Source organism: Chryseobacterium sp. GTID13 (assembly GCF_056172655.1).
The window spans coordinates 1543956-1566969 of record NZ_JAOCMB010000005.1 but is presented as its reverse complement, the minus strand read 5'-3'; the positions used below and the strand labels follow the sequence as shown (position 1 = coordinate 1566969).

The 23014-nt window shown below is 36.3% G+C and carries 21 protein-coding genes and 3 pseudogenes; 18 read left to right on the top strand and 6 right to left on the bottom strand.

Annotated features, from left to right (window positions below; genetic code table 11):
- The first annotated feature begins 61 nt into the window (after positions 1-61).
- Both N4G44_RS13765 and N4G44_RS13760 read left to right on the top strand, forming a co-directional pair.
- Positions 62-1629 (top strand): annotated as a pseudogene (locus N4G44_RS13765) (type I restriction-modification system subunit M).
- Between the two features lie 56 nt (positions 1630-1685).
- Positions 1686-2828, top strand: a complete 1143-nt coding sequence (locus tag N4G44_RS13760) for a restriction endonuclease subunit S (RefSeq protein WP_474927705.1) — start codon at positions 1686-1688, stop codon at positions 2826-2828.
- Positions 2829-2887: 59 nt separating this feature from the next.
- On the opposite strand, the gene N4G44_RS13755 is transcribed toward N4G44_RS13760, so the two are convergent.
- On the bottom strand, positions 2888-3643 hold the full coding sequence (locus N4G44_RS13755; RefSeq protein WP_474927701.1) for a restriction endonuclease subunit S: 756 nt from the start codon (positions 3641-3643) through the stop codon (positions 2888-2890).
- Between the two features lie 23 nt (positions 3644-3666).
- On the bottom strand, positions 3667-4032 hold the full coding sequence (locus tag N4G44_RS13750) for a restriction endonuclease subunit S domain-containing protein (protein WP_474927699.1): 366 nt from the start codon (positions 4030-4032) through the stop codon (positions 3667-3669).
- Positions 4033-4195: 163 nt separating this feature from the next.
- Between N4G44_RS13750 and N4G44_RS13745 the strand changes: the two genes are divergently transcribed.
- The 5 genes from N4G44_RS13745 (at position 4196) to N4G44_RS13725 (ending at position 10225) form a co-directional block, all read left to right on the top strand.
- Positions 4196-5122, top strand: coding sequence for a tyrosine-type recombinase/integrase (locus tag N4G44_RS13745; protein WP_474927698.1), 927 nt, complete (start codon positions 4196-4198; stop codon positions 5120-5122).
- 101 nt (positions 5123-5223) lie between these two features.
- The gene (locus tag N4G44_RS13740) at positions 5224-6447 is read left to right on the top strand and encodes a type I restriction endonuclease subunit R (protein WP_474927696.1); all 1224 of its coding nucleotides are present in this window, start codon (positions 5224-5226) and stop codon (positions 6445-6447) included.
- Complete coding sequence (locus N4G44_RS13735; protein ID WP_474928342.1) at positions 6435-8084, top strand: type I restriction endonuclease subunit R, EcoR124 family; 1650 nt, start codon at positions 6435-6437, stop codon at positions 8082-8084. The genes N4G44_RS13740 and N4G44_RS13735 overlap by 13 nt, the downstream gene beginning before the upstream one ends.
- A gap of 95 nt (positions 8085-8179) precedes the next feature.
- The gene (locus N4G44_RS13730; protein ID WP_040999751.1) at positions 8180-8725 is read left to right on the top strand and encodes a hypothetical protein; all 546 of its coding nucleotides are present in this window, start codon (positions 8180-8182) and stop codon (positions 8723-8725) included.
- A 360-nt stretch (positions 8726-9085) separates the two neighbouring features.
- On the top strand, positions 9086-10225 hold the full coding sequence (locus N4G44_RS13725; protein WP_474927695.1) for a 1-acyl-sn-glycerol-3-phosphate acyltransferase: 1140 nt from the start codon (positions 9086-9088) through the stop codon (positions 10223-10225).
- 142 nt (positions 10226-10367) lie between these two features.
- Here the strand turns inward: N4G44_RS13725 and N4G44_RS13720 are convergent, their stop codons facing one another.
- Positions 10368-10808, bottom strand: coding sequence for a hypothetical protein (locus N4G44_RS13720; protein ID WP_474927693.1), 441 nt, complete (start codon positions 10806-10808; stop codon positions 10368-10370).
- A 129-nt stretch (positions 10809-10937) separates the two neighbouring features.
- On the opposite strand from N4G44_RS13720, the gene N4G44_RS13715 reads away from it, so the two are divergent.
- The 6 genes and pseudogenes from N4G44_RS13715 (at position 10938) to N4G44_RS13690 (ending at position 15889) form a co-directional block, all read left to right on the top strand.
- On the top strand, positions 10938-11921 hold the full coding sequence (locus tag N4G44_RS13715) for an L-histidine N(alpha)-methyltransferase (RefSeq protein ID WP_474927692.1): 984 nt from the start codon (positions 10938-10940) through the stop codon (positions 11919-11921).
- 320 nt (positions 11922-12241) lie between these two features.
- Complete coding sequence (gene egtB / locus N4G44_RS13710) at positions 12242-13414, top strand: ergothioneine biosynthesis protein EgtB (protein WP_474927691.1); 1173 nt, start codon at positions 12242-12244, stop codon at positions 13412-13414.
- Positions 13415-13423: 9 nt separating this feature from the next.
- A complete protein-coding gene (locus tag N4G44_RS13705) occupies positions 13424-13852 on the top strand; it encodes an ATP-binding cassette domain-containing protein (RefSeq protein WP_474927689.1) in 429 nt (142 codons plus the stop codon).
- On the top strand, positions 13735-14328 hold the full coding sequence (locus N4G44_RS13700; protein ID WP_474927688.1) for an ATP-binding cassette domain-containing protein: 594 nt from the start codon (positions 13735-13737) through the stop codon (positions 14326-14328). The genes N4G44_RS13705 and N4G44_RS13700 overlap by 118 nt, the downstream gene beginning before the upstream one ends.
- Positions 14325-14875 (top strand): annotated as a pseudogene (locus tag N4G44_RS13695) (ABC transporter permease); the annotation flags it as partial. The gene N4G44_RS13700 and the pseudogene N4G44_RS13695, both read left to right, overlap by 4 nt.
- Entirely contained in the window at positions 14864-15889 is a 1026-nt protein-coding gene (locus tag N4G44_RS13690) for a glycine betaine ABC transporter substrate-binding protein (protein ID WP_474928341.1), read from the top strand. The pseudogene N4G44_RS13695 and the gene N4G44_RS13690, both read left to right, overlap by 12 nt.
- 101 nt (positions 15890-15990) lie before the next feature.
- Here N4G44_RS13690 and N4G44_RS13685 read toward each other — a convergent pair whose 3' ends face one another.
- The 3 genes from N4G44_RS13685 to N4G44_RS13675 form a co-directional block, all read right to left on the bottom strand.
- Positions 15991-16731 (bottom strand): chymotrypsin family serine protease, encoded by a 741-nt coding sequence (locus tag N4G44_RS13685; RefSeq protein WP_474927685.1) that lies wholly within the window; start codon positions 16729-16731, stop codon positions 15991-15993.
- Between the two features lie 41 nt (positions 16732-16772).
- Positions 16773-17009, bottom strand: a complete 237-nt coding sequence (locus N4G44_RS13680) for a hypothetical protein (RefSeq protein ID WP_474927683.1) — start codon at positions 17007-17009, stop codon at positions 16773-16775.
- Between the two features lie 99 nt (positions 17010-17108).
- Positions 17109-17768: a hypothetical protein gene (locus N4G44_RS13675; protein WP_474927682.1), complete on the bottom strand. Its 660-nt coding sequence runs from the start codon at positions 17766-17768 to the stop codon at positions 17109-17111.
- A gap of 1198 nt (positions 17769-18966) precedes the next feature.
- Between N4G44_RS13675 and N4G44_RS13670 the strand changes: the two are divergent.
- The 5 genes and pseudogenes from N4G44_RS13670 (at position 18967) to N4G44_RS13650 (ending at position 22975) form a co-directional block, all read left to right on the top strand.
- Positions 18967-19599 (top strand): annotated as a pseudogene (locus tag N4G44_RS13670) (LysE family translocator).
- A 14-nt stretch (positions 19600-19613) separates the two neighbouring features.
- Positions 19614-20168, top strand: coding sequence for a hypothetical protein (locus N4G44_RS13665; protein WP_474927680.1), 555 nt, complete (start codon positions 19614-19616; stop codon positions 20166-20168).
- 41 nt (positions 20169-20209) lie between these two features.
- A complete protein-coding gene (locus N4G44_RS13660; protein WP_474927679.1) occupies positions 20210-20485 on the top strand; it encodes a helix-turn-helix domain-containing protein in 276 nt (91 codons plus the stop codon).
- Between the two features lie 82 nt (positions 20486-20567).
- Positions 20568-21290: a siderophore-interacting protein gene (locus N4G44_RS13655; protein WP_474927677.1), complete on the top strand. Its 723-nt coding sequence runs from the start codon at positions 20568-20570 to the stop codon at positions 21288-21290.
- A gap of 158 nt (positions 21291-21448) precedes the next feature.
- Positions 21449-22975 (top strand): DUF262 domain-containing protein, encoded by a 1527-nt coding sequence (locus tag N4G44_RS13650; RefSeq protein WP_474927676.1) that lies wholly within the window; start codon positions 21449-21451, stop codon positions 22973-22975.
- Positions 22976-23014: the final 39 nt, after the last annotated feature.

Below are 23014 nucleotides of genomic sequence, written 5' to 3'. Positions count from 1 at the left end.
TCCTATTCTTTTCTTTTTAATCTAAAATAAAATATCTTTAAAGCTTTTAATTAAGGATAAAATGTCAGAAGAACAGAAACGTCAGTTGCAACAGCAACTTTGGAATATAGCAAATACTTTACGAGGTAAAATGGATGCGGATGAATTTCGTGATTATGTTTTAGGATTTATCTTTTACAAATATCTTTCAGAGAAAATACATTTTACTGCTAATAAAATCCTATTAGATTCAGGAGAAGATGTTGATTATAATGACGTTGACGAAAATTCTGAATCTGGAAAAGAAATTGTTGAAGCCATCTATGAAGAAGTTGTTGAAGACTTAGGATATTTTCTTAAACCTTCAGAACTTTTCAGTAATATTGCTAAAAAAGGGTATCAAAAACAAGAAGGAAAATCCAATTTTATCTTAGCTGAGCTTTCTAAAATTCTTAATAATATTGAACAGTCTACGTTAGGAACCAGTAGTGAAGACGATTTTGAAGGATTATTTGATGATCTGGATCTTACTTCGTCCAAATTAGGAAGAACAGAAGACGAGAAAAATACATTAATTTCCAAAGTTCTTTATCATTTGGATGATATTGATTTTAATTTATCTGATACCAATGCCGATGTTTTGGGAGATGCTTACGAATATCTTATCGCACAATTTGCAAGTGGAGCTGGAAAAAAAGCAGGGGAATTCTATACTCCGCAACAGGTTTCTACTATTTTGGCAAGAATTGTGACGAGCAGAAAATCACAATTAAAATCCGTATACGACCCGACATGTGGAAGTGGGTCGTTGCTTTTGCGTGTAGCGCGTGAAGCAAAAGTAAGTGATTTTTACGGTCAGGAAATGAACCGTACAACTTACAATTTGGCCAGGATGAATATGATTCTTCACGGTGTCAATTACAGTAATTTTGATATCCGTCAGGAAGATACCCTTGAAAAACCTCAGCATCTTGATAAAACATTTGATGCTATTGTAGCCAATCCCCCTTTTTCTGCAAAATGGAGTTCTAATGAACTTTTTTATTGGATGAACGATTTTCACAATATGGAAAATTAGCACCTTCTTCAAAAGCAGATTTTGCTTTTATTCAGCATATGATTCATCATTTGGATGAAAACGGAATTATGGCAGTTGTAATGCCTCACGGTGTTCTGTTCCGTGGTGCAGCCGAATTGGTTATCCGAAAATATCTGATTAAAGAGAAAAATTATTTAGATGCTGTAATTGGTTTACCTGCCAATATTTTCTTTGGAACAAGTATTCCTACGTGTATTTTAGTCTTTAAAAAATGCCGTGAAGCAGATGAAGATATCTTATTTGTAGATGCCAGCAAAGAATTTGAAAAGCAGAAAAATCAAAATGTGTTGCTTAATGCTCATATCAATAAAATTGTTGATACTTACCAAAACCGTACGGTAACTGAAAAGTTCAGTCATAAAGCGACTTTACAGGAAGTAGCAGATAATGATTACAATCTAAATATTCCTCGTTATGTGGATACTTTTGAAGAAGAAGAGGAAATTGATATCCAGGCGGTAATGGCAGAAATTAAAGAGCTTGAAGCAAAGCGTTCTCAACTGGATGCCGAAATTGAAGTGTATTTGAAAGAATTGGGCTTAGTCAGCTAAAAAAATTTGCTTGTTAAAATCCTTAATGTTTATAGCTATAACAATAGATGACTAAGATGACAGAAGAAAATAAAAGTGTAAAGAATTTTCCTAATTTACGATTTCCGGAGTTTGAAGGGGATTGGAAAGTGAAGAAACTTCAAAATATTGTGAAAATTAATCAAGGTTTACAAATTCCTATATCAGAAAGATTGACGACCCCAATAGATGGTGCATATTTTTACATTACAAACGAGTTTTTGAAAGAAAATTCTGAAAAGAAATATTACATTAAAAACCCACCACTTTCAGTTCTTTGTAATAAAGAAGATATACTAATGACCAGAACAGGTAATACTGGAAAAGTAGTTACCAATGTGGAAGGTGCATTTCATAATAATTTTTTTAAAGTTTCTTATCCGAAAAATATTTCGAAAGGATTTTTGTATAATTTTTTAAAATTAACGAGCATACAAAATCAAATTAGTAAGTTAGCCGGAACTTCTACTATTCCAGACTTAAATCATTCAGATTTTTATAATATTAAGCTTTCCTTTCCCTCATTTCAAGAACAATATAAAATAGCAGAATTTATAGCCCTCTTAGATAACAGAATATTATCACAAAAGAAAATAATTGAACAATTAGAAACCTTAATGAAAGCAAGTCGTGAAAAGATATTTTCTCAGAAACTAAGGTTTAAAGATGAACACGGAAGCGATTTCCCGGCTTGGGAAAGAAAGAAAATAAAAGAAATATTAACGATAGGTAGCGGAAAAGATTATAAACATTTAAATGATGGTGCTATTCCTGTTTATGGGACAGGAGGAGTTATAACTTTTGTAGATTCTTTTCTTTATGATGGTGAAACAGTTTGTATTGGAAGAAAGGGAACTATAGATAAGCCATTATATTTCAATGGAAAAATTTGGACTGTTGACACATTGTTTTATACACATTCATTTAATAATTCAGTTCCTAAATTTATTTTTAATATTTTTCAAAATATAAATTGGAAAGAATATAATGAAGCTTCTGGGGTACCAAGCTTGTCTAAAAATACCATTGAAAAGATTGAAATATCAATTCCTTGTTTAAAGGAACAATATAAAATTACAAATTTCCTATCCTCCATTCAAGAAAAAATAGAAACTGAAAAACAAATTTTAGAAAAATTAGAGCGTCAGAAGAAGTTTCTTTTGGCTAATTTGTTTGTTTGAAAAATGAAGCCTTGTAATGGTATTGAACCTTTATGAAGGCTAATTAAAACTCCAATTCTCTAAACAAAAAGGTTTTGCAGTAAAAATTTTTTCTGGTTTTCGTATTGAGCAAGTAAATCAGCTTCTAAGTTGATTTTTTCATCAAACTTAGACAGAAAATGAGCTACTCTAGTTTGTTCTTTCAAATCAGGAAGATTAATTTTTATTCTTGAAAAATTTTCATAAAATAAATAATCTCTGACACCTCCTTCTACATTTCTTAACACTTCTTTTCTAAAAATATCAGTTCGGAGATACTGAAATAAAAACTCGTCATTGACTGTGTCTATAGTTTTAAAACAGACGTACAAGGAACTAATAATAATATTTTCCAAATTTCCACTATAACCTATTGAACCAACATTGATTCTTGCAGGATTATAGGCAAAGGTTTCTTTCTCTATTATTTTGTATAACGAAATATCATAACCTCTCTCATCACTATCAATTCCTTCAAACTGTTCAGACTGACTTATAAATCCCCTTTTATTGTTGATTGAATAAACTGGTAGTTTTAGGTTTTCCTTATTTTTTTTATTTACGATATAGGTTAAATCCCCTAATTTTTGGAAATTTCTTTTTTTGGATTCTGATGAGTTAAATCCTTCCTTGAAGAGTTTAAAAGATATTTCTTTTTTTGTTATTTGTAAATCCTCAATTATTTTCTTTTGGGTTTGGATTCTTTTGTCTATAAGTGATAAGAAAGATGAGATTTTTATTTGCTCTGCAATAGAAGGAAATATTATGGTTAATCTCCCTATTTCTTTTAAAGACAAAAATGGTTGTGCACCTCCAGATGTTAATTGATTAAATATTTTTTTGATTTCTTTCTTTGTACTTGTGCTAAAAAGCTTCCATTAATTATATTTTTATTTGGTTTTATTAAAGCTACATTCTTAAGACTAAACTCATAATCTACAATATTTAAGGCGCAAGTTCCAGTTCCTGCACCAATATTAACTATTAATAAATCATTTTTTTCAGGATTACATCTTTTGAAAATAGTATTATGTATTTCTTGTTCGAGGTAATAACAACTTTCATAATCCACAAACCCATCTTTAATATGAATTGCTGTAAGAAATGGAACACCTTTTTCAACAGGCTTCGGAGTATCGTGAGTACCATCTGTTATTTTCTCTGTAATTTCTCCCAACTTTTTCAATTCCCAATCCTTAAAAAAGCCATAAAATCTTAGCCTTGGTAATAAATTAGGAAAGGCAAAGATTGATTAAAACTCAGGTTAAAGCTCAATAACTATAAATCCCCAATGTTAATTCATAACTTTTGAGATTAGTTAGAAAATCATTTAAAAAATCAAAAAAATTATGACAAGAAAGAAGACATTGGCAGAAATTGCTGAACTATGGAAGAATGATAAAAAGATGTATGTGAAAAAATCAACCTTTTCAGCTTATGTGCTGTTGCTGGAAAATCATTTATTGCCTGTATTTAAAGACTATTCTGAGATTGTGGATGATGAGGTACAGAAGTTTGTATTTCAAAAACTTGAACAAGGATTAAGTCAGAAAAGTATCAAAGACATTCTCATTGTTTTGAAAATGGTGTTGAAGTTTGGTGCAAAGAATAAATGGATTGAGTTTATCAATTTTGATGTACAATATCCTACGGTTCGAGAAACGCATACGATTGAGGTATTGAGCAGAACGCATCAGAAAAAAGTAATGAGCTATATTCAGGAGCATTTTACCTTTAGAAATTTGGGTGTTTATATCTGTCTTTGTTCGGGAATGCGGATTGGTGAGATTTGTGCATTGACCTGGGAAGATATTGATACGGATAACGGAATTATCAATATCCGAAAAACCATCCAAAGAATTTACGTGATTGAGGATGGAGAACGAAAAACAGAATTGTTGATTGATTCCCCTAAAACCAAAAACTCTATCCGTGAAATCCCGATGTGCAGGGATTTGTTGAGAATGCTGAAACCTTTCAAGAAAATTGTAAATCCTGCGTTTTATGTATTAACCAATGATTCCAAACCCACAGAACCTAGAACTTACCGAAGTTATTATAAAAACCTGATGAAGTTTTTAGAAATTCCTGATATCAAGTTTCACGGTCTTAGACACAGTTTTGCAACCCGATGTATCGAAAGCAAATGCGACTATAAAACAGTGAGTGTTTTGCTCGGACATTCCAATATCAGTACAACTTTGAATTTGTATGTTCATCCTAATTTGGAACAGAAGAAAAAAGCTATTGACCAGATGTTTAAAGCACTAAAATAATTGTCGTTATCACTGATTATTTCTTACATTTGGGAAAACTATCAACGACTTTGTCAGAATTCATACTTCTGACAAAGTTTTTTAACCAAAACTAAGCACGAATGTCAAGTCAGCCGGAATATATTCTTGAACAAAAATTAGTGGAACAGTTACAACAGTTAGGTCATAAAAAAGTAGCAGTATATAATGAGGCAGACCTTATTAAAAATCTAAAGATTCAGCTCGAAATTCACAATAAAAAAACATTCTCAGATACTGAGTTTGAAAAAATCCTCAATCATCTTTCCAAAGGAAATGTTTTTGAAAAAGCTAAAATATTACGTGACCGTTTCCATTTTTTTAAAGATGACGGAACTTCAGAATGGATTGAATTCATCAGCCAAGACCATTGGTGTCAGAATCAGTTTCAGGTAACCAATCAAATTATTCAAGAAGGGAATTTTAAAAACAGATATGATGTAACCATCCTAATCAACGGATTACCTTTGGTACAGATTGAATTGAAACGTCGTGGTCTGGAAATGAAAGAGGCTTTCAATCAAATCAACCGTTATCACCATCAGTCTTTTAATTCTGGAAGTGGATTGTTTAATTATGTTCAATTGTTTATCATCAGTAACGGAGTTAATACAAAATATTACTCCAACAACGCAAAGCAGACCTTTAAACAAACCTTCTTTTGGTCTGATGAACATAACAATAATATAACGCAATTAGAGCATTTTGCACAAGCATTTTTAGAGCCTTGTCACATTGCTAAAATGATTACCAAGTATATCGTTTTAAATGAAACGAATAAATTACTGATGGTTTTAAGACCTTATCAATATTATGCGGTTGAGAAAATTGTTGATAGGGTAAGAACTACAGATAAAAATGGTTTTATTTGGCATACAACAGGTTCAGGAAAAACATTGACTTCCTTTAAGGCCAGTCAAATTCTAAAAGAAATTCCGAAAGTTGAGAAGGTTGTTTTTGTGGTTGACAGAAAAGATTTGGATTATCAGACCCAAAAAGAATTTGATGCTTTTGAAAAAGGAAGTGTGGACGCCACTGAAAATACAGCACATCTGGTTAAGCAACTTTCAGATAATACAAAGCTGATTGTTACCACTTTACAGAAGCTAAATACTGCGATTACCAAGGAAAAGCATGGCAATAAAATTGAGAAACTGAAAGATAAGAAAGTGGTTTTTATTTTCGATGAATGTCATAGAAGTCAATTTGGAGACACGCATCAGAATATCAAAAAATATTTTAAAAATTCCCAAATGATTGGCTTTACAGGAACTCCGATTTCTGAAAAAATTCAATTGGGAAAATAGATGGTGTTCCCGCAACAACCAACAGATTATTTGAAGATTGTCTGCATAAATATGTTATTACAGATGCTATTCGGGATGATAACGTTTTGAAGTTTTCTGTAGAATACGTTGGAAGATACAAGGAAAAAGAAGGAACTAACACTTACATTGATACTGATGTTGAAGCAATCGACACCCAAGAACTTCTTGAAAGCCCAAAACGTCTTGAAAAAATTGCAGATTATCTTATTGCAGAATACGGAAGAAAAACGCACAGCAGTACTTTTAATGCAATGTTTTGTGTAAGCAGTATTGATGTTTTACAAAAATATTATGACCTTTTCCAAAAGAAAAAAGAGGAAGGTCGACACAACTTAAAAATTGCAACAATTTTCAGTTACGGAACTAATGAAGAGTCCAAAGATGCGGATGGAATTTATGAAGAACCCGAGCTTGAAATGGTTGCAGAACCGAAGGCTCAATACGGAGATTCTCACAGTAGAAATGTGTTGGAAAGATATATCGGACATTATAATGAAATGTTTGGAACGAACTTTACAACCAAAGATAGCCAGAGTTTCTACAATTACTACAATGATATTGCTAAAAGAGTCCGCAATAAAGAAGTTGATTTAATTATTGTAGTCAATATGTTTTTGACAGGATTTGACAGTCCACAATTGAATACTTTATTTGTCGATAAAAACCTGAAGTATCACGGATTGATTCAGGCATTTTCACGTACCAACAGATTGTTAGGCGAAAAGAAATCGCAAGGAAATATTGTTTGTTTTAGAAATCTGAAATCTGCAACTGATGATGCTGTGACTTTATTTTCTAACAAAGAAGCAATTCAAGAGATTATTATTCATCCAATTGAAGATTATATTGAGCTTTTCAACTCTGCTTTGAATACATTAAAGATTGTCGCTCCTGAAATTAACAGTGTCAATAGTTATCAAACCGAGCAGGAAAAGTTTGAATTCATCACTGCTTTCCGTGAAGTAATGCGTGTTCTGAATGTCTTAAAATCATTTGCCGATTTTGAGTTTGATAAACTGGAAATGACTGAATATGAATTTGATGGGTACAAAAGCAAATATTTGGATATTTGGACTGATTTAAAAGGAAAAACAGGAACAGAAGGGAAAGCTAGTATTTTAGATGATGTTGACTTCGAACTTGAGCTGATTCATCGTGATGAAATTAATGTTAGCTATATTCTATCACTTTTAGCTAACCTTACTGACTCAAATCTGAAAGGCGATAAATTAGAGAAAAAGAAAAAAGAAATTCGTGATATTCTTTCTGGGGACGCCAAACTTCGAAGTAAAAAAGAACTAATAGAAAGATTCATAGAAGAAAACCTTCCACACATTTCTGATGGTGATAACGTCAACGAAGAATTTGAAAAGTATTGGAACAAAGAAAAGAACTCAGCCTTTGAAAAAATTGCAACAGAGGAATCATTAAATAAAGACAGATTCAGAGATGCTATTGACGACTTTCTTTTTACTTCCAAAACTCCTAAAATAAGTGATACACTAAAACTTCTTGAAATAAAGCCAAAGCTTACTGAACGTAATAATATTGGAAGAAGAATTATTCAGAAAGTGCAGGATTTTGTGGATGTGTTTATTGATGGAGTTAACGCCTAATCCAAACAAAGGTTCAGTAATGGGCTGAACCTTTGTTTGAAATTTCCTTCTCACTTTCAAAAACCCTATCTTCGCAACAATAAAAAACCTGACAAATGAAAAAAACAATATTCCTCCTTTCTGCTGTTCTAGTACTTAATTCCTGTGTAGTAAGAACTGCAACAAAAGTAGTGACAGGAGTTGCCAAAGTAGGCTATAAAGCTGTAAAAGGTACCGTAAACGGGATCAGCTGGGCCGTAAGCAAAGCCAAAGGAAAAATAGATGAAGACCGTGTAGACGGAACCTGGAAAGTGGTAGGCGTTTACAAAGGCTCTTTTGAAGAATTTTCAAACGATCAGAACCCGGAAAGTTCGTTCACTTCCGACTGTGCGGACGGCTACGACCAGATTGTTTTCAAGGCTAAAAAATCCAAATTCAAGCCCGTACACTGCAGCTCCGGCGATGAAGACTGGGTAAAATATTCTATGGAATTCGGGAAAAATCCTGTAACCAAAGAAAAGGAAAACTATATAGAATACAACTCCAACAATTATATTTCAGTAATTGATGTCAACAACAAAACGATGGTTCTGGAAGGAAACCTGATGCCTAAACTGGCTTTTTCCGGAGCTAAACTGTATCTGCTGGAAAAAGTAAAATAATGAGTTGTTTTTTATCAATTGTTCTTTTGTCTTGAAACAAAAGAACCAAAAATTCAAGGCTTGGAATCTTTCGCTAAAAAATAAAATTTGCTCCTAAAATTCCCAAAACTCGTGCGGATTGAATGTTTCTCCTTCGGCTCAATGTTCCGTCCGCACTCAAACAGTGGGAATTTTTTAACGGATCAATTTTTATTTTTTTTAACGCTACAGCTTCCCAGGCCGATAAAAAATGGACACCACGATCAGAACGAGGCATTCCTCTAAACTTAAACGTCAATCATAATACTTTAACAAACATTGTAATGTCCCTTCGATAAATTTTTGTTCTTTTGCAAAATAGTATTAATTTTAAATCATTCCATGTCGAAGTTCGATGAAATCAGGCCTTTTTATGATCATGAAGTAAATGAAGCATTGCGGGGAATCGCCCGTGATCCTATGATGACGGCACTGATGGGGTTCACCTTTCCTGATGTTGATAAGCAGGTCTGGAGGGAACAGTTTAAAAATATTCATTCGATAAGCGATTTCCAGCATCAGTTTATTGCCCACACAATTCGTCAGATCCTTGCGAAAAGCTCTGAGGGTTTAACGACTTCGGGATTTGAAAAGCTGGACCCAAATACACCCTATCTTTTCGTTTCCAACCACAGGGACATTGTTTTGGATACCTCGTTGCTGAATCTGGTGCTGCTTGAGAAAGGGTTTATCATGACCTCGTCCGCAATTGGGGACAACCTGGTTCAGAAAACATTTTTACACGTACTGGCCAAGCTTAACCGTAACTTTTTGGTCCAGAGAGGGCTTTCCATCCGTGAGCAGCTGAAGAGTTCCCAGACCATGTCCGAATATATCGAACAGCTTTTACATGTTGAAAAACGTTCCGTCTGGATTGCCCAGCGGGAAGGCCGTACAAAAGACGGAAACGATGCTACCCAGCAAGGCGTTTTAAAGATGCTGGCCATGGCAGCGGGCGACCTTTCTTTGACGGATTATTTTAAAACACTCAAAATAATTCCCATATCCATTTCTTACGAATATGATCCTACCGACTCCTTAAAAATGCCGCAGCTCCTGGCCAGGCACAGGGATGAGGAATACATAAAAGGCAAGGATGAAGATTTTATGACCATGCTGAGCGGAGTATTGGGGCAAAAGAAAAGAATCCACATCCATGCAGGAAACTTACTGGATACGGAACTGGACGACATAGCGCATCTTGAGAACAAAAATAAGCAGCTGCAGGCGATTGCCCAGATGATTGACGATTCCATCCTGCAGAACTATAAACTTTGGCCCACCAAGTTTATTGCTTATGATCTTCTCCACAATACCAATACCTATGCTTCGGAATATACAGAACAGGAAAAACAGCTGTTTGTACGCAGGCTCGAAATGAGAATTGACCCGTCCGATGCCGTTTCCAAAGAATATTTCCTGGCCATGTACGCCAACCCTCTGATGAATAAAATGAAATCCGGACAAAAATCCCTGGAATAATGTCTCACAGTAAACCAATCTACATTTAGCACTCTTATTAACCATCGGTAATATCAACGCTTCATCAGATCAACGAAGTTGATCCATCTTTGCTATCCTTAAAATAGGAGGCAACGTTAATCATTCTTTGCGTTAAAGAAAATTAATAATAAAAATGATTCGTAAAAAAGTAGATAAAAGAATTTTCTGTCTCCATAATATAGCTGATCTCACTGTCATAGCTCTGTCTGCTGGGATCTGCATCTGTCCCATACACATACTGAACTTCGCCGTCCAAATAAGTCTCTAATTCTAAACGGACCTTCCAGCGTATTTCAAAATCAGCAATTTTTTCTGCCATTGATTCCTTATCCCTCAGGATAATTTCCGAATTCTGTATATCAAACTCATCCGATCCTGAAGCTGCCATGGCCGAAATAATAAAGGAATGAATGTCCGGAATTTCACTTTTCCGGACTTTGATAAGGGTAAAAACAATTTCATCCTTATTGAAAACAGTTTCCACGATGTCTTTTTTCAGGATTAAAAAATCGTGGTCCCGCTTCTTTAATTTTTCCCTTAATATAGATGGATCAAATGGCATTTTTTTAATTCTTGCAATAAATATAAAATTAATATATTTATTAAGCTGAAACTAAGGCTGTTTTGTGGAATTTAATGTTGGAGCGGCAAGATAGTTGTAGTGAACTAAAAACCACACAAATTAAAACATATGAATTTACAGTTAAAACCACATTCAATGGTTGAGGACCGTCATGCCGGCAGTTTTCGTTCCGATGTCATGAATGGCTTAAAAAGCATTCCGAAAAGGTTATCTTCCAAGTATTTTTATGATAAAACAGGAGACCGCATTTTCCAGGAAATTATGGCTATGCCTGAATACTACCTTACCCAATGTGAACTTGATATCTTTAAAAATAAAACCTCAGATCTCGCCAGCCTTATCATCCCGGAAAATGAACCTTTTGATCTTATAGAATTAGGAGCGGGAGATGCTATGAAATCTACTTTTTTACTTAGATACCTCGTTGAAAAGAAAACCGATTTTACCTATATGCCCATCGATATTTCAGGTAATATTCTTTCCATTTTAAATGAAAAACTAAGCCGGGAATTACCAGATCTGAAAACAGTTGCCCTGGAAGGAGAGTATTTTGAAATGCTTCAGAAGGCATCCTCATTATCAGACAGAAAGAAGGTAATTCTGTTTCTGGGAAGTAATATCGGCAATATGGATATAGCGGAAGCTGAAAATTTCCTTTATCATTTGAACCAGAACCTGGCTTCAGGCGATAAGCTGCTGATTGGTTTCGATCTTAAGAAAAATCCTCATACCATCTTAAATGCCTACAACGATAAGAACGGAATTACTGCAGCTTTTAACCTTAACCTGCTGACCCGTATCAACAGAGAGCTCGGTGCAGACTTTGATCTTGAACAGTTTCAGCATTACCAAACTTACGATCCGGTAAGCGGAGCCTGTAGAAGTTTCTTGGTAAGCATGAAGGATCAAATGGTAACGATAGGAAAAGACCACATCTCATTTGAAGAAAATGAACTCATTGACATGGAAGTTTCACAGAAATTTTCCACAGAAAAAATAGAAGAACTGAGGGGAAAATCAGGTTTTAAAAGGGTAGGAGAAATCAAAGATTCAAAAAAATGGTTTGTAGACACCGTCTGGGAAGTAAAATAAATAATAAAAATCTCCCACAGATCCATCAGATTACACAGATTCATCCATTCTTGTAAAATCTGCTCAATCGCCTAATCTGCGAGAGCAAAAAAAGAAATAAGATCTCCCACAGATCCATCAGATTACACAGATTCAACCATTCTTTAAAAAATCTGCTCAATCTGCTTAATCTGCGAGAGTAAAAAAATAAATAAGATCTCCCACAGATCTATCAGATTACACAGATTCAACCATTTTTAAAAAATCTGCTCAATCTGCTTAATCCGCGAGAATGAAAAACATAAGAATCAATCATAACGTAACTACTAAAACTCAACAAAATGACTCCAAACATAGCAACATCAGATTTAGTAAAACAATATACCGATATCCGGAAACATTCCGAAGAAATATGTGCCCCTCTGGAAATAGAGGACTATGTTGTACAGCCCATTGTAGATGTAAGTCCTCCGAAATGGCACCTCGGCCACACCACCTGGTTTTTCGAAACGTTTATTTTGGAACCTAATTTTCCCGATTATAAAATTTTCGATCCGCAATATAATTTTGTTTTTAACAGCTATTACGAAACCATTGGAGCAAGAGTAATCCGTACCGACCGTGGGAACTTAAGCCGGCCTTCCGTCTCCGATATTTATAAATACCGCAGGTATGTGGACGAGCATATGAAAATCTTTCTTCAAAGCCGGTTTATGACTGAAGCCGTTGAACCGCTTTTAGAACTGGGTCTTAACCATGAACAGCAGCATCAGGAACTTTTAATTACTGATATCAAATATATTCTGGGACATAATCCGCTTTTCCCTGCTTACAGATCTGAAATGATTACACCGAAAGCTGGTCCCGGGAACATTGAAATGATTAAGTTTTCCGAAGGAGTTTATGAAATAGGCTTTAATGGGGAAGGCTTTTGTTTTGATAATGAGCTTGGCAGGCATAAAGTATATCTTCAGGATTTTGAAATTGCAGACCGACTGGTTACCAACAAAGAGTACCTGGAATTTATGGAGGCAGGAGGGTATACCGATTTCAGACACTGGCATGCCGAAGGCTGGGACTGGGTGAAGCAAAATAACGCTCAATCGCCGCTGTACTGGCATTATATTGATGGTCAGTGGATGACTTATACCTTAAACGGCTTACAGGAAATACACCTGAATGATGCCGTTTGTCACATCAATTTTTATGAAGCCTCCGCCTTTGCATCCTGGAAAGGAATGCGCCTGCCTACCGAGGCCGAATGGGAGACTGCTTCAGAACACTTCGATTGGGGAAGCCGTTGGGAATGGACCAATTCCGCATACCTGCCTTATCCCGGTTTTAAAAAAGAAGCCGGAGCAGTGGGAGAGTACAACGGAAAATTTATGGTTAATCAAATGGTTTTACGTGGTGCTTCGGATGCCACGCCTCCCGGTCATAGCAGGAATACCTACCGTAATTTTTTCCAGACCAATTTGAAATGGCAGTTTACAGGAATCAGGCTGGCCCGATAATTTACACCTATGATTACAGTAGAATCAGTTTCAAAGAATTTTAACGGAAAACCGGCAGTTGACCATATTTCCTTTCATGCCAATGATCAGGAAATTCTGGTGCTTCTCGGAACCAGCGGTTGTGGCAAAACGACAACGCTTAAAATGATCAATAGACTCATAGAAGCAGATTCCGGGAATATTTTCATTGACGGCAAAAATATCCGCGATCAGAAACCGGAAGAACTTCGAATGGGAATAGGCTTTGTGATGCAGCATTCCGGTTTGTTTCCTCATTATACCATCGGACAGAATATTGCGGTAGTTCCCGAACTCCTGAAATGGGACAAAAAAAGACCCAAAACAGGACCTTTGAACTTCTGCATAAGCTTCATCTTTCCGAAGACGTACTTTCGAGGTTTCCCGATGAGCTCAGTGGTGGACAGCAGCAGAGAGTAGGAATTGCCCGGGCTTTGATTGCCAATACTCCTGTTTTGCTGATGGATGAGCCTTTCGGAGCGTTGGATAATATTACCAAAGCTGATATTCATTCTGAATTTAAATCCCTGGAAGAGCTTAAAAATAAGACAACCATCCTTGTTACCCATGATGTGCAGGAAGCCTTTGAGCTGGGCCACCGGATTTGTTTAATGGATAAAGGGAAAATTATTCAGACCGGAACGCCAAAAGAAATGCTTTATCATCCTCAAAATGATTTTGTCACGGATTTTTTTGCTGAAAACAGGCTTTTACTTGAATATAAAATAGCAACATTGAAAGATACAGGTACTGTCCCAAACTCAGAATTGGGTTTTAATGAAAATACAAGTGTTTGGAATGCCCTTCAAAAATTAAGTTCGGATCATAAAAATACTCCGTATTACGAAAACCTGATCAAGGCATTTAATGATTACAGAAAATTACAGATTGTATGACGCAGCAAAGCCTTTGGCAGTTTATTATTGAACAGCAGGACAAACTTCTCACACAGATTGTACAACATCTGGGACTTACTTTTTTGTCGCTGGTTCTGGCCATTATCGTCGGTGTACCTTTGGGAATTCTGATTGCCAGGAAAAGAAAGCTGTCCAGCCCTGTTCTGGGGGCAGCCGGAATTCTGCAGACTATTCCAAGTATTGCCTTGCTGGGCTTCATGATTCCTGCTTTTGGAATCGGGGCTACACCTGCTATTGTTGCATTGCTTATCTACGCTCTTTTACCCATCATCCGCAATACCTATACAGGAATCACAGGCGTTAATCCAACCGTTATCGAAGCTGCAAAGGCAATGGGAATGAACAGGAGCCAGCTTCTTTTAAGGTGGAACTTCCATTGGCAATGCCGGTGATCATTGCAGGGATAAGAACTGCAGCCGTCATCAATGTCGGAGTGGCTACCTTAGCTTCGTTTGTGGCTGCAGGGGGGCTGGGTGAATTTATTTTCGGAGGAATTTCATTGAATAATACCAATATGATCCTGGCAGGGGCAATTCCGGCAGCATTACTGGCGGTTTTGCTGGATCAGAGTATTGCTGTGGTGCAGAGATCAGGATATCGCCTGTTTCGGAAATTAAAATATATTATCCCTGCCTTATTAATCCTTATTGGAGCAGTCTATCTGTTCAAATCTGTTTCAGGGAATAAAATTAAGGCTGGTTTTACTCCCGAATTTATGGGAAGGCAGGATGGAGACCTTGGCCTGCGGTCCGTGTACGGGCTTAATGTAAATCCTGTGGTGGTAAACGATGCTATTATGTACAAAGCAGCCTATGAAAAAGAGCTGGATCTCATCAGTGGATATTCTACGGACGGCAGGATCAAAGCCTTTGATCTGTATGTTTTGAATGATGATAAAAAAATATTTCCGCCTTATTTCGCTGCTCCGGTTATTAAAACCAAAACCCTGCAGAAATTTCCTGATCTGGAAAAAACACTGAACCTTTTGGAAGGTAAATTCAATGATTCCATCATGACCGATCTGAATTATAAATCCGATTATCTGAAACAGACCCCGGAAAAGATCGCAAAGGATTTTTTAGTTAAAAATAAACTCTATAAACCTTCAAGGAAAGGCAATTCAGGAACAGTACGCATTGGGTCAAAAATCTTTGGAGAACAGTACATTCTCACAGAAATGTATAAAATGCTGATTGAAGGCTATACCGATTATAAAGCGGAAACGAAGACCGGGCTGGGAGGAACCAAAATCTGTTTTGATGCTCTGGTGAATGACGCCATCGATTTTTATCCTGAATACACAGGAACCGGGCTTCTGGTGCTTTTAAAACCTACACCGGAAACGCTTAAAACAGTGACCCAAAGTGCTGATAAAACCTACCAATACGTCAACTCTGAATTCCGGAAACAATACGGAATTCAATGGTTGAAACCACTTGGATTTAATAATTCCTATGCACTGATGATGCGCAGAAAACAGGCTCAGGATCTTAAAATAGGAAGTATTTCAGATCTTAAGAAGTATTTCAATACAAACTGATGATTGTATAGATTATTGATAAAACAGTATTGGCTTAATGCAGAAAAGCTTTGTATTGCTTTGTATTTTACATCCAGCCAATACAATAGAATAATGGATTTTTACAGTTGAAGATCGGGCCATTTACTTAAAACAGCATCGATTGGGGAAGTCAGACCCAATCCGCTTGTAGCACCGGCTCCATAAAGTACACCGATCATTGTGGAATCACTTGTCTTAAAGACTGCTGCCCCTGAATCGCCCGGTTTTGAAAAAGCTCCTGCATCGCCTTTTATGGTAATGACATTATGGGCAATAACCTCGCTCCCGTCAAAATTTTTAGCTTTTAAGGACTCGGTAATACTTCTTACTTCACCTGTTGTAATTTCAGAGGTAATTCCACTCTTCATTACTTCTTCACCAATCAGGGCAGCGCTGATCTCTGCAAATCCTGTAATGGTATTGCCAACACCGTATACTTTTCCTATATCAGCATTCCTGAAATATCCTTTTCTTGCAATTGCACAGTCCAGCCAGGCATCTATAGTGACGGAATTTCTGTCGAAAAATACGTTTTCATAATAATATTCCTTTAACGAAGCGCAGTCATGGCAATAGTTTAAAGTCGTTTGCCACTTAGACTGCTGGCATACATCAGAATCCAGTTTGGTAGTGGTCCCAACCAATACGTGGGCACAGGTAACCATATAAGGATTTTTGTCTCCCTTTTTATTGACCATAACTCCCAGCGTGCCGTTACCCGCAATTGCCTTTCCGCCCTGCATCAGTTCTCCATTTGCTGAGATACTGATTCCGCCGATCAATGGATCTGTTTTTTCATTTCTGGTTGCATCTGCCACCATATCAGGTGTAGCCAGGTGATTGTCCTGAATTTCAAACTCAACTACATCTGTAGGAAATCCAAAAAGGGTAGAAGGAATAGCATTTTTAACCTGTGAAAGAGGAAGTTTCTTTTTACCCCGAAAGTGTAGCTTAAACTGTTGATTAATTTATCATTAACAGTCTTTAATGAAACGCCCAAAGAGGTTATTTCCGGTCTTTTGAAATATTCTTCAACAAGCTCGGGTAACTTTTCTGCCATTTTATCGTGCAGGATGATGTCTTCTTTACTTAGTTTCATGATTTTGTTGTTTATTGGTTGATAGATAAGTGATTAATCAATTTGTGAAAATTCGGAACGGCAAAGCCGTTCCGAATTTATTTCCTCACCAACTTAATATTAGTTCAGTTTAATAGTCCCCGAAGAAGGAGCTCCGCCACCAGCAGGAGGAGGACCGCCGGCAGATGCCTGATCAGCCAGCATACGATATTGTGCAGTACCTTTTTCAGTCTTGATTGTTCCTGAAACCGTATACAGATACAGATCTCCGGAAACTGCATAGTCATTAGCTGAATTATTAACATAGAAGTCAATATTTACAGTAGACATCTGCTTAGCTTTTTCAAGAAATGCATCCATTAATTGAGTGATCTGTTGTTCTGTAAGCCCCTTTGACTTCATTGTCTCTTTGGTTTTTTCATAAGAAGCAGAAGCCCCGCCGCCGCCGAAAAACCAGGTCCAGACAGATAAATTGGCACTGGCAGAAGTTTTCTCATACTCTTTTACCTGCTCTTTATAACTGGCATCCAGCATACCCATTGCCAGGTCATTTAGATTTTTCACATCCTGGCTGGACATGGCAGATACCTGAAGAGATGCAGTGATTCTTCCCTGAGTGAACGGAGGTACAGTATAAGATAATCCTGTAAGCTGCCCTTCACCTGATACTTCAATAGAATAAGATTCTTTAGATTCTCCTCCTGCTTTTTCAGAAAAAATAACGCGTTCGAACGGATCTTTGAATCCTACTTCAGTCTGTGTAATTTGAATTGTTTCCATGGGTTTTGTTTTTGGTTGTTTTTTGAAATTTTTTGTTATTGAACAATCCAAAGGAACGAAGAAAAAGAGATGAATTTTAGAGTGTAAATAACCAAATATCCCTTACAGTATAAATACGGATTATGTTTAAATTGCTGTTTACTAGATGATTGTATTTTTTACATTAAATTTTTACATTGCTGCAATATCGACATAGGAAACTGTAGCGTTAAGAAAATGAATCCTGTGAACGTTAAGAAAATTCTACTGTTTGAGTGCGGCACAAATATAGAACCGAAGCAACAATATTGAATCCGCACGAGTTTTAGAATTTTTAGAGAACAGGATTCATTTTTAGCAGAAGTTTCAAGTCCTCAACTTTTGATTCTTTTGTTTCAAGACAAAAGAATATAAGTCTCTCGCAGATTTTACAGATAACGCAGATTTTTGAGCTACGGGTTTTAAGGATCAACACAGATGTTTTGAGAATAATTTTTACATTGCTGCAATATCGACATAGGAAACTGTAGCGTTAAGAAAATGAATCCTGTGAACGTTAAGAAAATTCTACTGTTTGAGTGCGGCACAAATATAGAACCGAAGCAACAATATTGAATCCGCACGAGTTTTAGAATTTTTAGAGAACAGGATTCATTTTTAGTGGAAGTTTCCAAGTCTTGAACTTTTGATTCTTTTGTTTCAAGACAAAAGAATATATTTAAGTTTCTCGCAGATTTCACAGATTACACAGGTTTTTGCGTCAAATATTTATAGGACTGACACAGTTGATGAAGCTTTTCAACAGCGGCATATCGACATAGGAAACTGTAGCGTTAAGAAAATGTATCCTGTGAACGTTAAGAAAATTCTACTGTCTGAGTGCGGCACAAATATAGAGCCGAAGCAACAATATTGAATCCGCACGAGTTTTAGAATTTTTAGAGAACAGGATTCATTTTTAGCGGAGGTTTCCAAGTCTTGAATTTTTGATTCTTTTGTTTCAAGACAAAAGAATATAAGTCTTTTGCAGATTTTACAGATAACGCAGATTTGTATTCTTATGGTTAATAATTGAGCTTTAATAAATTAAGATCTAAAGAGAGAAAATCAATTGAGAACAAAACCTACTAATCATAGGAAACATCTATATTTGTCCGATGATTTTCTTTACAGAGGAAAAAATGGCTTCCAGAGATATTTTTAACTAAATGATTACAAGATGATTCCATTCCACGAACTCTTATTTTTTATCCTTGCAGCACTGATATTAGTGATAAGCCCCGGCCCAAACATGATCTATCTGATTTCCAAATCGATAACACAGGGAAAAAATCAGGAATGATTTCGCTGGCCGGAATAGTTTGCGGTTTTCTCTTTCATATCATTATGGTATCATTCGGGCTTACGGCAGTATTGCTGGCTGTCCCGCTCGCTTATACAGTTTTGAAAACACTTGGAACGGTTTATCTTTTGTATCTGGCATATCAGGCAATTAAGCCTAAAAGCAAGAATATATTTGAAGTCGATAAAAACGGTTCACATGACAGTTCCAGAAAGCTTTTCACAGTTGGTTTTCTGACGAATGTACTGAATCCGAAAGTTGCCGTATTTTACCTGTCTTTTTTCCGCAGTTTATTAAACCTGAATACGGTTCGGTACTGACTCAGAGCTTAGAACTGGGAGTGATCCAGGCTTTTGTGAGCTTCAGCATCAACTTTATCATCGTACTGACTGCAGCAAGAGTTGCGGCATTTTTTGCAGGAAATCCTTTTGGGTTAAGGTTCAGAAGTGGTTTATGGCAAGTGTCTTAATGTTTTTAGCGGTAAAAATGGCCTTTTCAAAAGCTAAATAAACTCAAATCAGGTAATGAAGCAGACCATCCCAACATATGATTTAAGCGGCATTACCCGGCATGGCATCCTGGTCGAAAGAATTGAGAAACGGACCATCAGCACGGAGGATAATCTGTTTGATAAAGGGATTCACCGGGACAGTCATTATATTTTTACTTTTCTGGAAAGTGGTGTGGCCAAAATGATGGTTGATTTTAAGATGATAGAAGCACAGGATAAAGCTGTTTTCTTTCTGCTGCCGGGACAGGTTCACGAAGGTATTCTTATGGAAAACGTCACCGGATGGTTTATTGCTGTGAAAGCAGAATTGCTTCCGGATTCTGTAAGATCTGTTTTTGAGGAAACTCTGGTCGATATCCAGCCTATTTCAATTGATAAAAACTGGACTGAAAAGCTCAGTGCATGTGCCGGGATGCTTCAAATGTCCTGTACAGAAGAAATGCTGGGAACCAAAGAAGGTTTTTTAGTCATCCGGTCTTTAATAAATGCTTATACAGGGATGTATGCGATGATTTTTTCAGCTGAAAAAATTCCGGGATATCCGGTGAAAGCCGGACGGTTCAGCTAGCAAGGAAATTCAGGGTTCTCGTAAGGAAAGAATTTAAAACCATGAAAAGTCCATCATCTTACGCAGAAGCTTTGAATATTTCCCGCGGCCATCTTACTGATGTCATCCGGGAAGTCACAGGAAGATCTGCACAATACTGGATTCATCAGGAAGTTTTAATTGAAGCTAAAAGGCTTTTATCTTTCACTCAGCTATCAGTGAAAGAAATTTCTTATGACCTCGGGTATAGTGATCATGCCTATTTCTCCCGATTATTTTCTAAGGCTGAAGGTTGCCCGCCGTCAGAATTCCGTAACAAAAAAGTGAATAGAGGATAACCCGCGAATTGTCCAACTAATTCCCTGAAACAGCTATCGGTTCATTTTCATTTTGAAGCTTCCTTTGTACTAAAATTTTTTTATGCCAAGCTTACCAAAATGGATCAATGATACTTTAGAAAATGTCATGTCCTCGAAATTTAAAGAATGTGCTGTTATCCATACCGAAAATATTTCAAAAGATCTTCGGCTTGTCCGTTTTGCTTCTGATCTGGAGGATGTCGCCTTTGAACCTGCTTATGCCATTGGAATGAGAGTTAACGAAAGGGATTACCGTAATTATTCACCTTTTAATTTTAATAAGCACGAAGGATTTTTCGATGTGCTTTTCCATCTTCATAATACCGATTCTGTTGGAAGCAGTTTTGCGTATCATCTCTCAGAAGGGGATGTTACGAAAATTTTAATGCCCCGGGGAAAACGTTTTTTTGAGCCGAATGCAGAAATTCATTTTTCGATAGGTGATGAAACTTCGCTTGGAAGTTCTCTGGCCATCAAAGAGGCAGCGGAAGAAACGGGAGGTTCATTTGCCTGTCTTCACGAACTGGAAGAATCTTCAGCCCTGAAAAAGCTTGGATTATATGGTTATCATGCTCCTAAAAATGATATACAGAACATTATAGAAGCTTTAAACGACTTTTTGAAGGAAGAAAAACAAGCCGTCCACCATAACGAAGCGGTTTTCTATCTTACCGGAAACGGAAATACAATGTCTGTAGTCCGGAAATTCCTCAAAACAAAGGGTGTGGATGCTAAGTGTATAAGATCGCAGGCGTATTGGATGGAAGGGAAAAAAGGGTTGTAACAGGATTTGGAGCTTATGAAATACAGATACTATTTAACCTTTTATGGAAACTATGAAAAGGGGGAAGGTACTTTATGCGTGGTTTTGTTGAGAAATTACGTTTTCCCGTAAAGAAGAGTTATATATTTTTCCTATCATTGTGGCTTAAAACAATACGAATGAAAGCATCATCCGCTAATTTATTAAGCGTTATTAAAGGGCCGAGGCAATTTGTGATCCCTATTTATCAGAGAACTTATAGCTGGCAGCTCACCCAATGTGACCAGCTTTTGAAAGATATTTTGAGAATCAGTAAAGACGATCAGCAGCAGGGCCATTTTCTGGGTTCTATCGTTTATTTTCAGGAAGATATTCATACGATTTCGGATGTCCCAAAACTTTTGGTCATTGATGGGCAGCAGCGTTTAACTACAGTTTCTATTCTGATGATGGCGTTGGCTCATTTTCTGAAGAAAAATAAGGTGGATATTGATACAAGTGCTAACAAACTTTTTAATTATTATTTACTGAATGCGGATGAAGATAATGATCTGCGCTACAAACTAATGCTCACCAGAGGAGATAAACAGTCTTATATTGATCTGCTGAATGAAGTTCCGCAGGAAGATGTTTTTAACAGGGTTGTAGAAAATTACAAATTTTTTGTTTCTAAAATTAATATAGATAATGTTAAAGATATTTACAATGGGGTACTTAGACTGTTTATTGTAGATGTTGCTTTGGAAAAAGATAAAGATAATCCACAATTAATTTTCGAAAGTATGAACTCTACAGGTCTGGATCTTTCCCAGGCAGATCTTATCCGTAATTATGTGCTGATGGGGCAAGAGATCACTTTACAGAATAAACTTTATGAAAATTATTGGTTTCCTATGGAGCAGGCGTTTGGGAATGAATATGCTTCAAGGTTTGACGGATTTATGAGAGATTATTTATCAGTAAAAACGGGCAGGATTCCTCGTATCAATCAGGTATATGAAGAGTTTAAGCTGTATGTGAATTCAGATAAATCTACAAACGATATAGAAGAGATTATTAAAGATCTTTTCATATATACCACTCACTATGCAAAAGTGGTTCTCAGAAAAGAGAAAGATAAGGACCTGCAGATTCTGTTTAATAATATATTAAGGCTCAGAGTAGATGTAGCCTATCCTTTTGTGCTGCCGGTATACAATGATTTTGTTCTGGGTATTCTTAGGAAAGAAGAGCTTATTATTATTTTGAAACTGGTTGAAAGTTATGTATTCAGAAGAGCTATCTGTGGCATTCCGACAAACAGTTTGAATAAAACCTTTGCTAATCTTTACAGATCGGTAAATAAAGAACAATATGTTATAAGCGTTCAGGCAGCATTCCAGTTACTGGATTCTTATAAACGGTTTCCGGATGACACTGAATTTAAAAAAGAAATTGTATCAAAAGATGTTTATAATTTCAGATCTAGAAATTATCTGCTAAGTCAGCTTGAAAACTACAAACGTAAAGAGTTTGTCAATGTTGATGAATATACCATTGAACATATTTTACCCCAAAATCCTAATCTTTCATCTGACTGGAAGAATATGTTGGGAGAGCATTGGAAAGATATCCAGAAAAACTATTTACATACATTAGGTAATCTTACTCTTACAGGCTATAACTCTGAATTGAGCGACCGCCCTTTTGCTCAGAAAAAAGTATAGACGGAGGTTTCGATGATTCTCCACTCCGATTAAATTCTT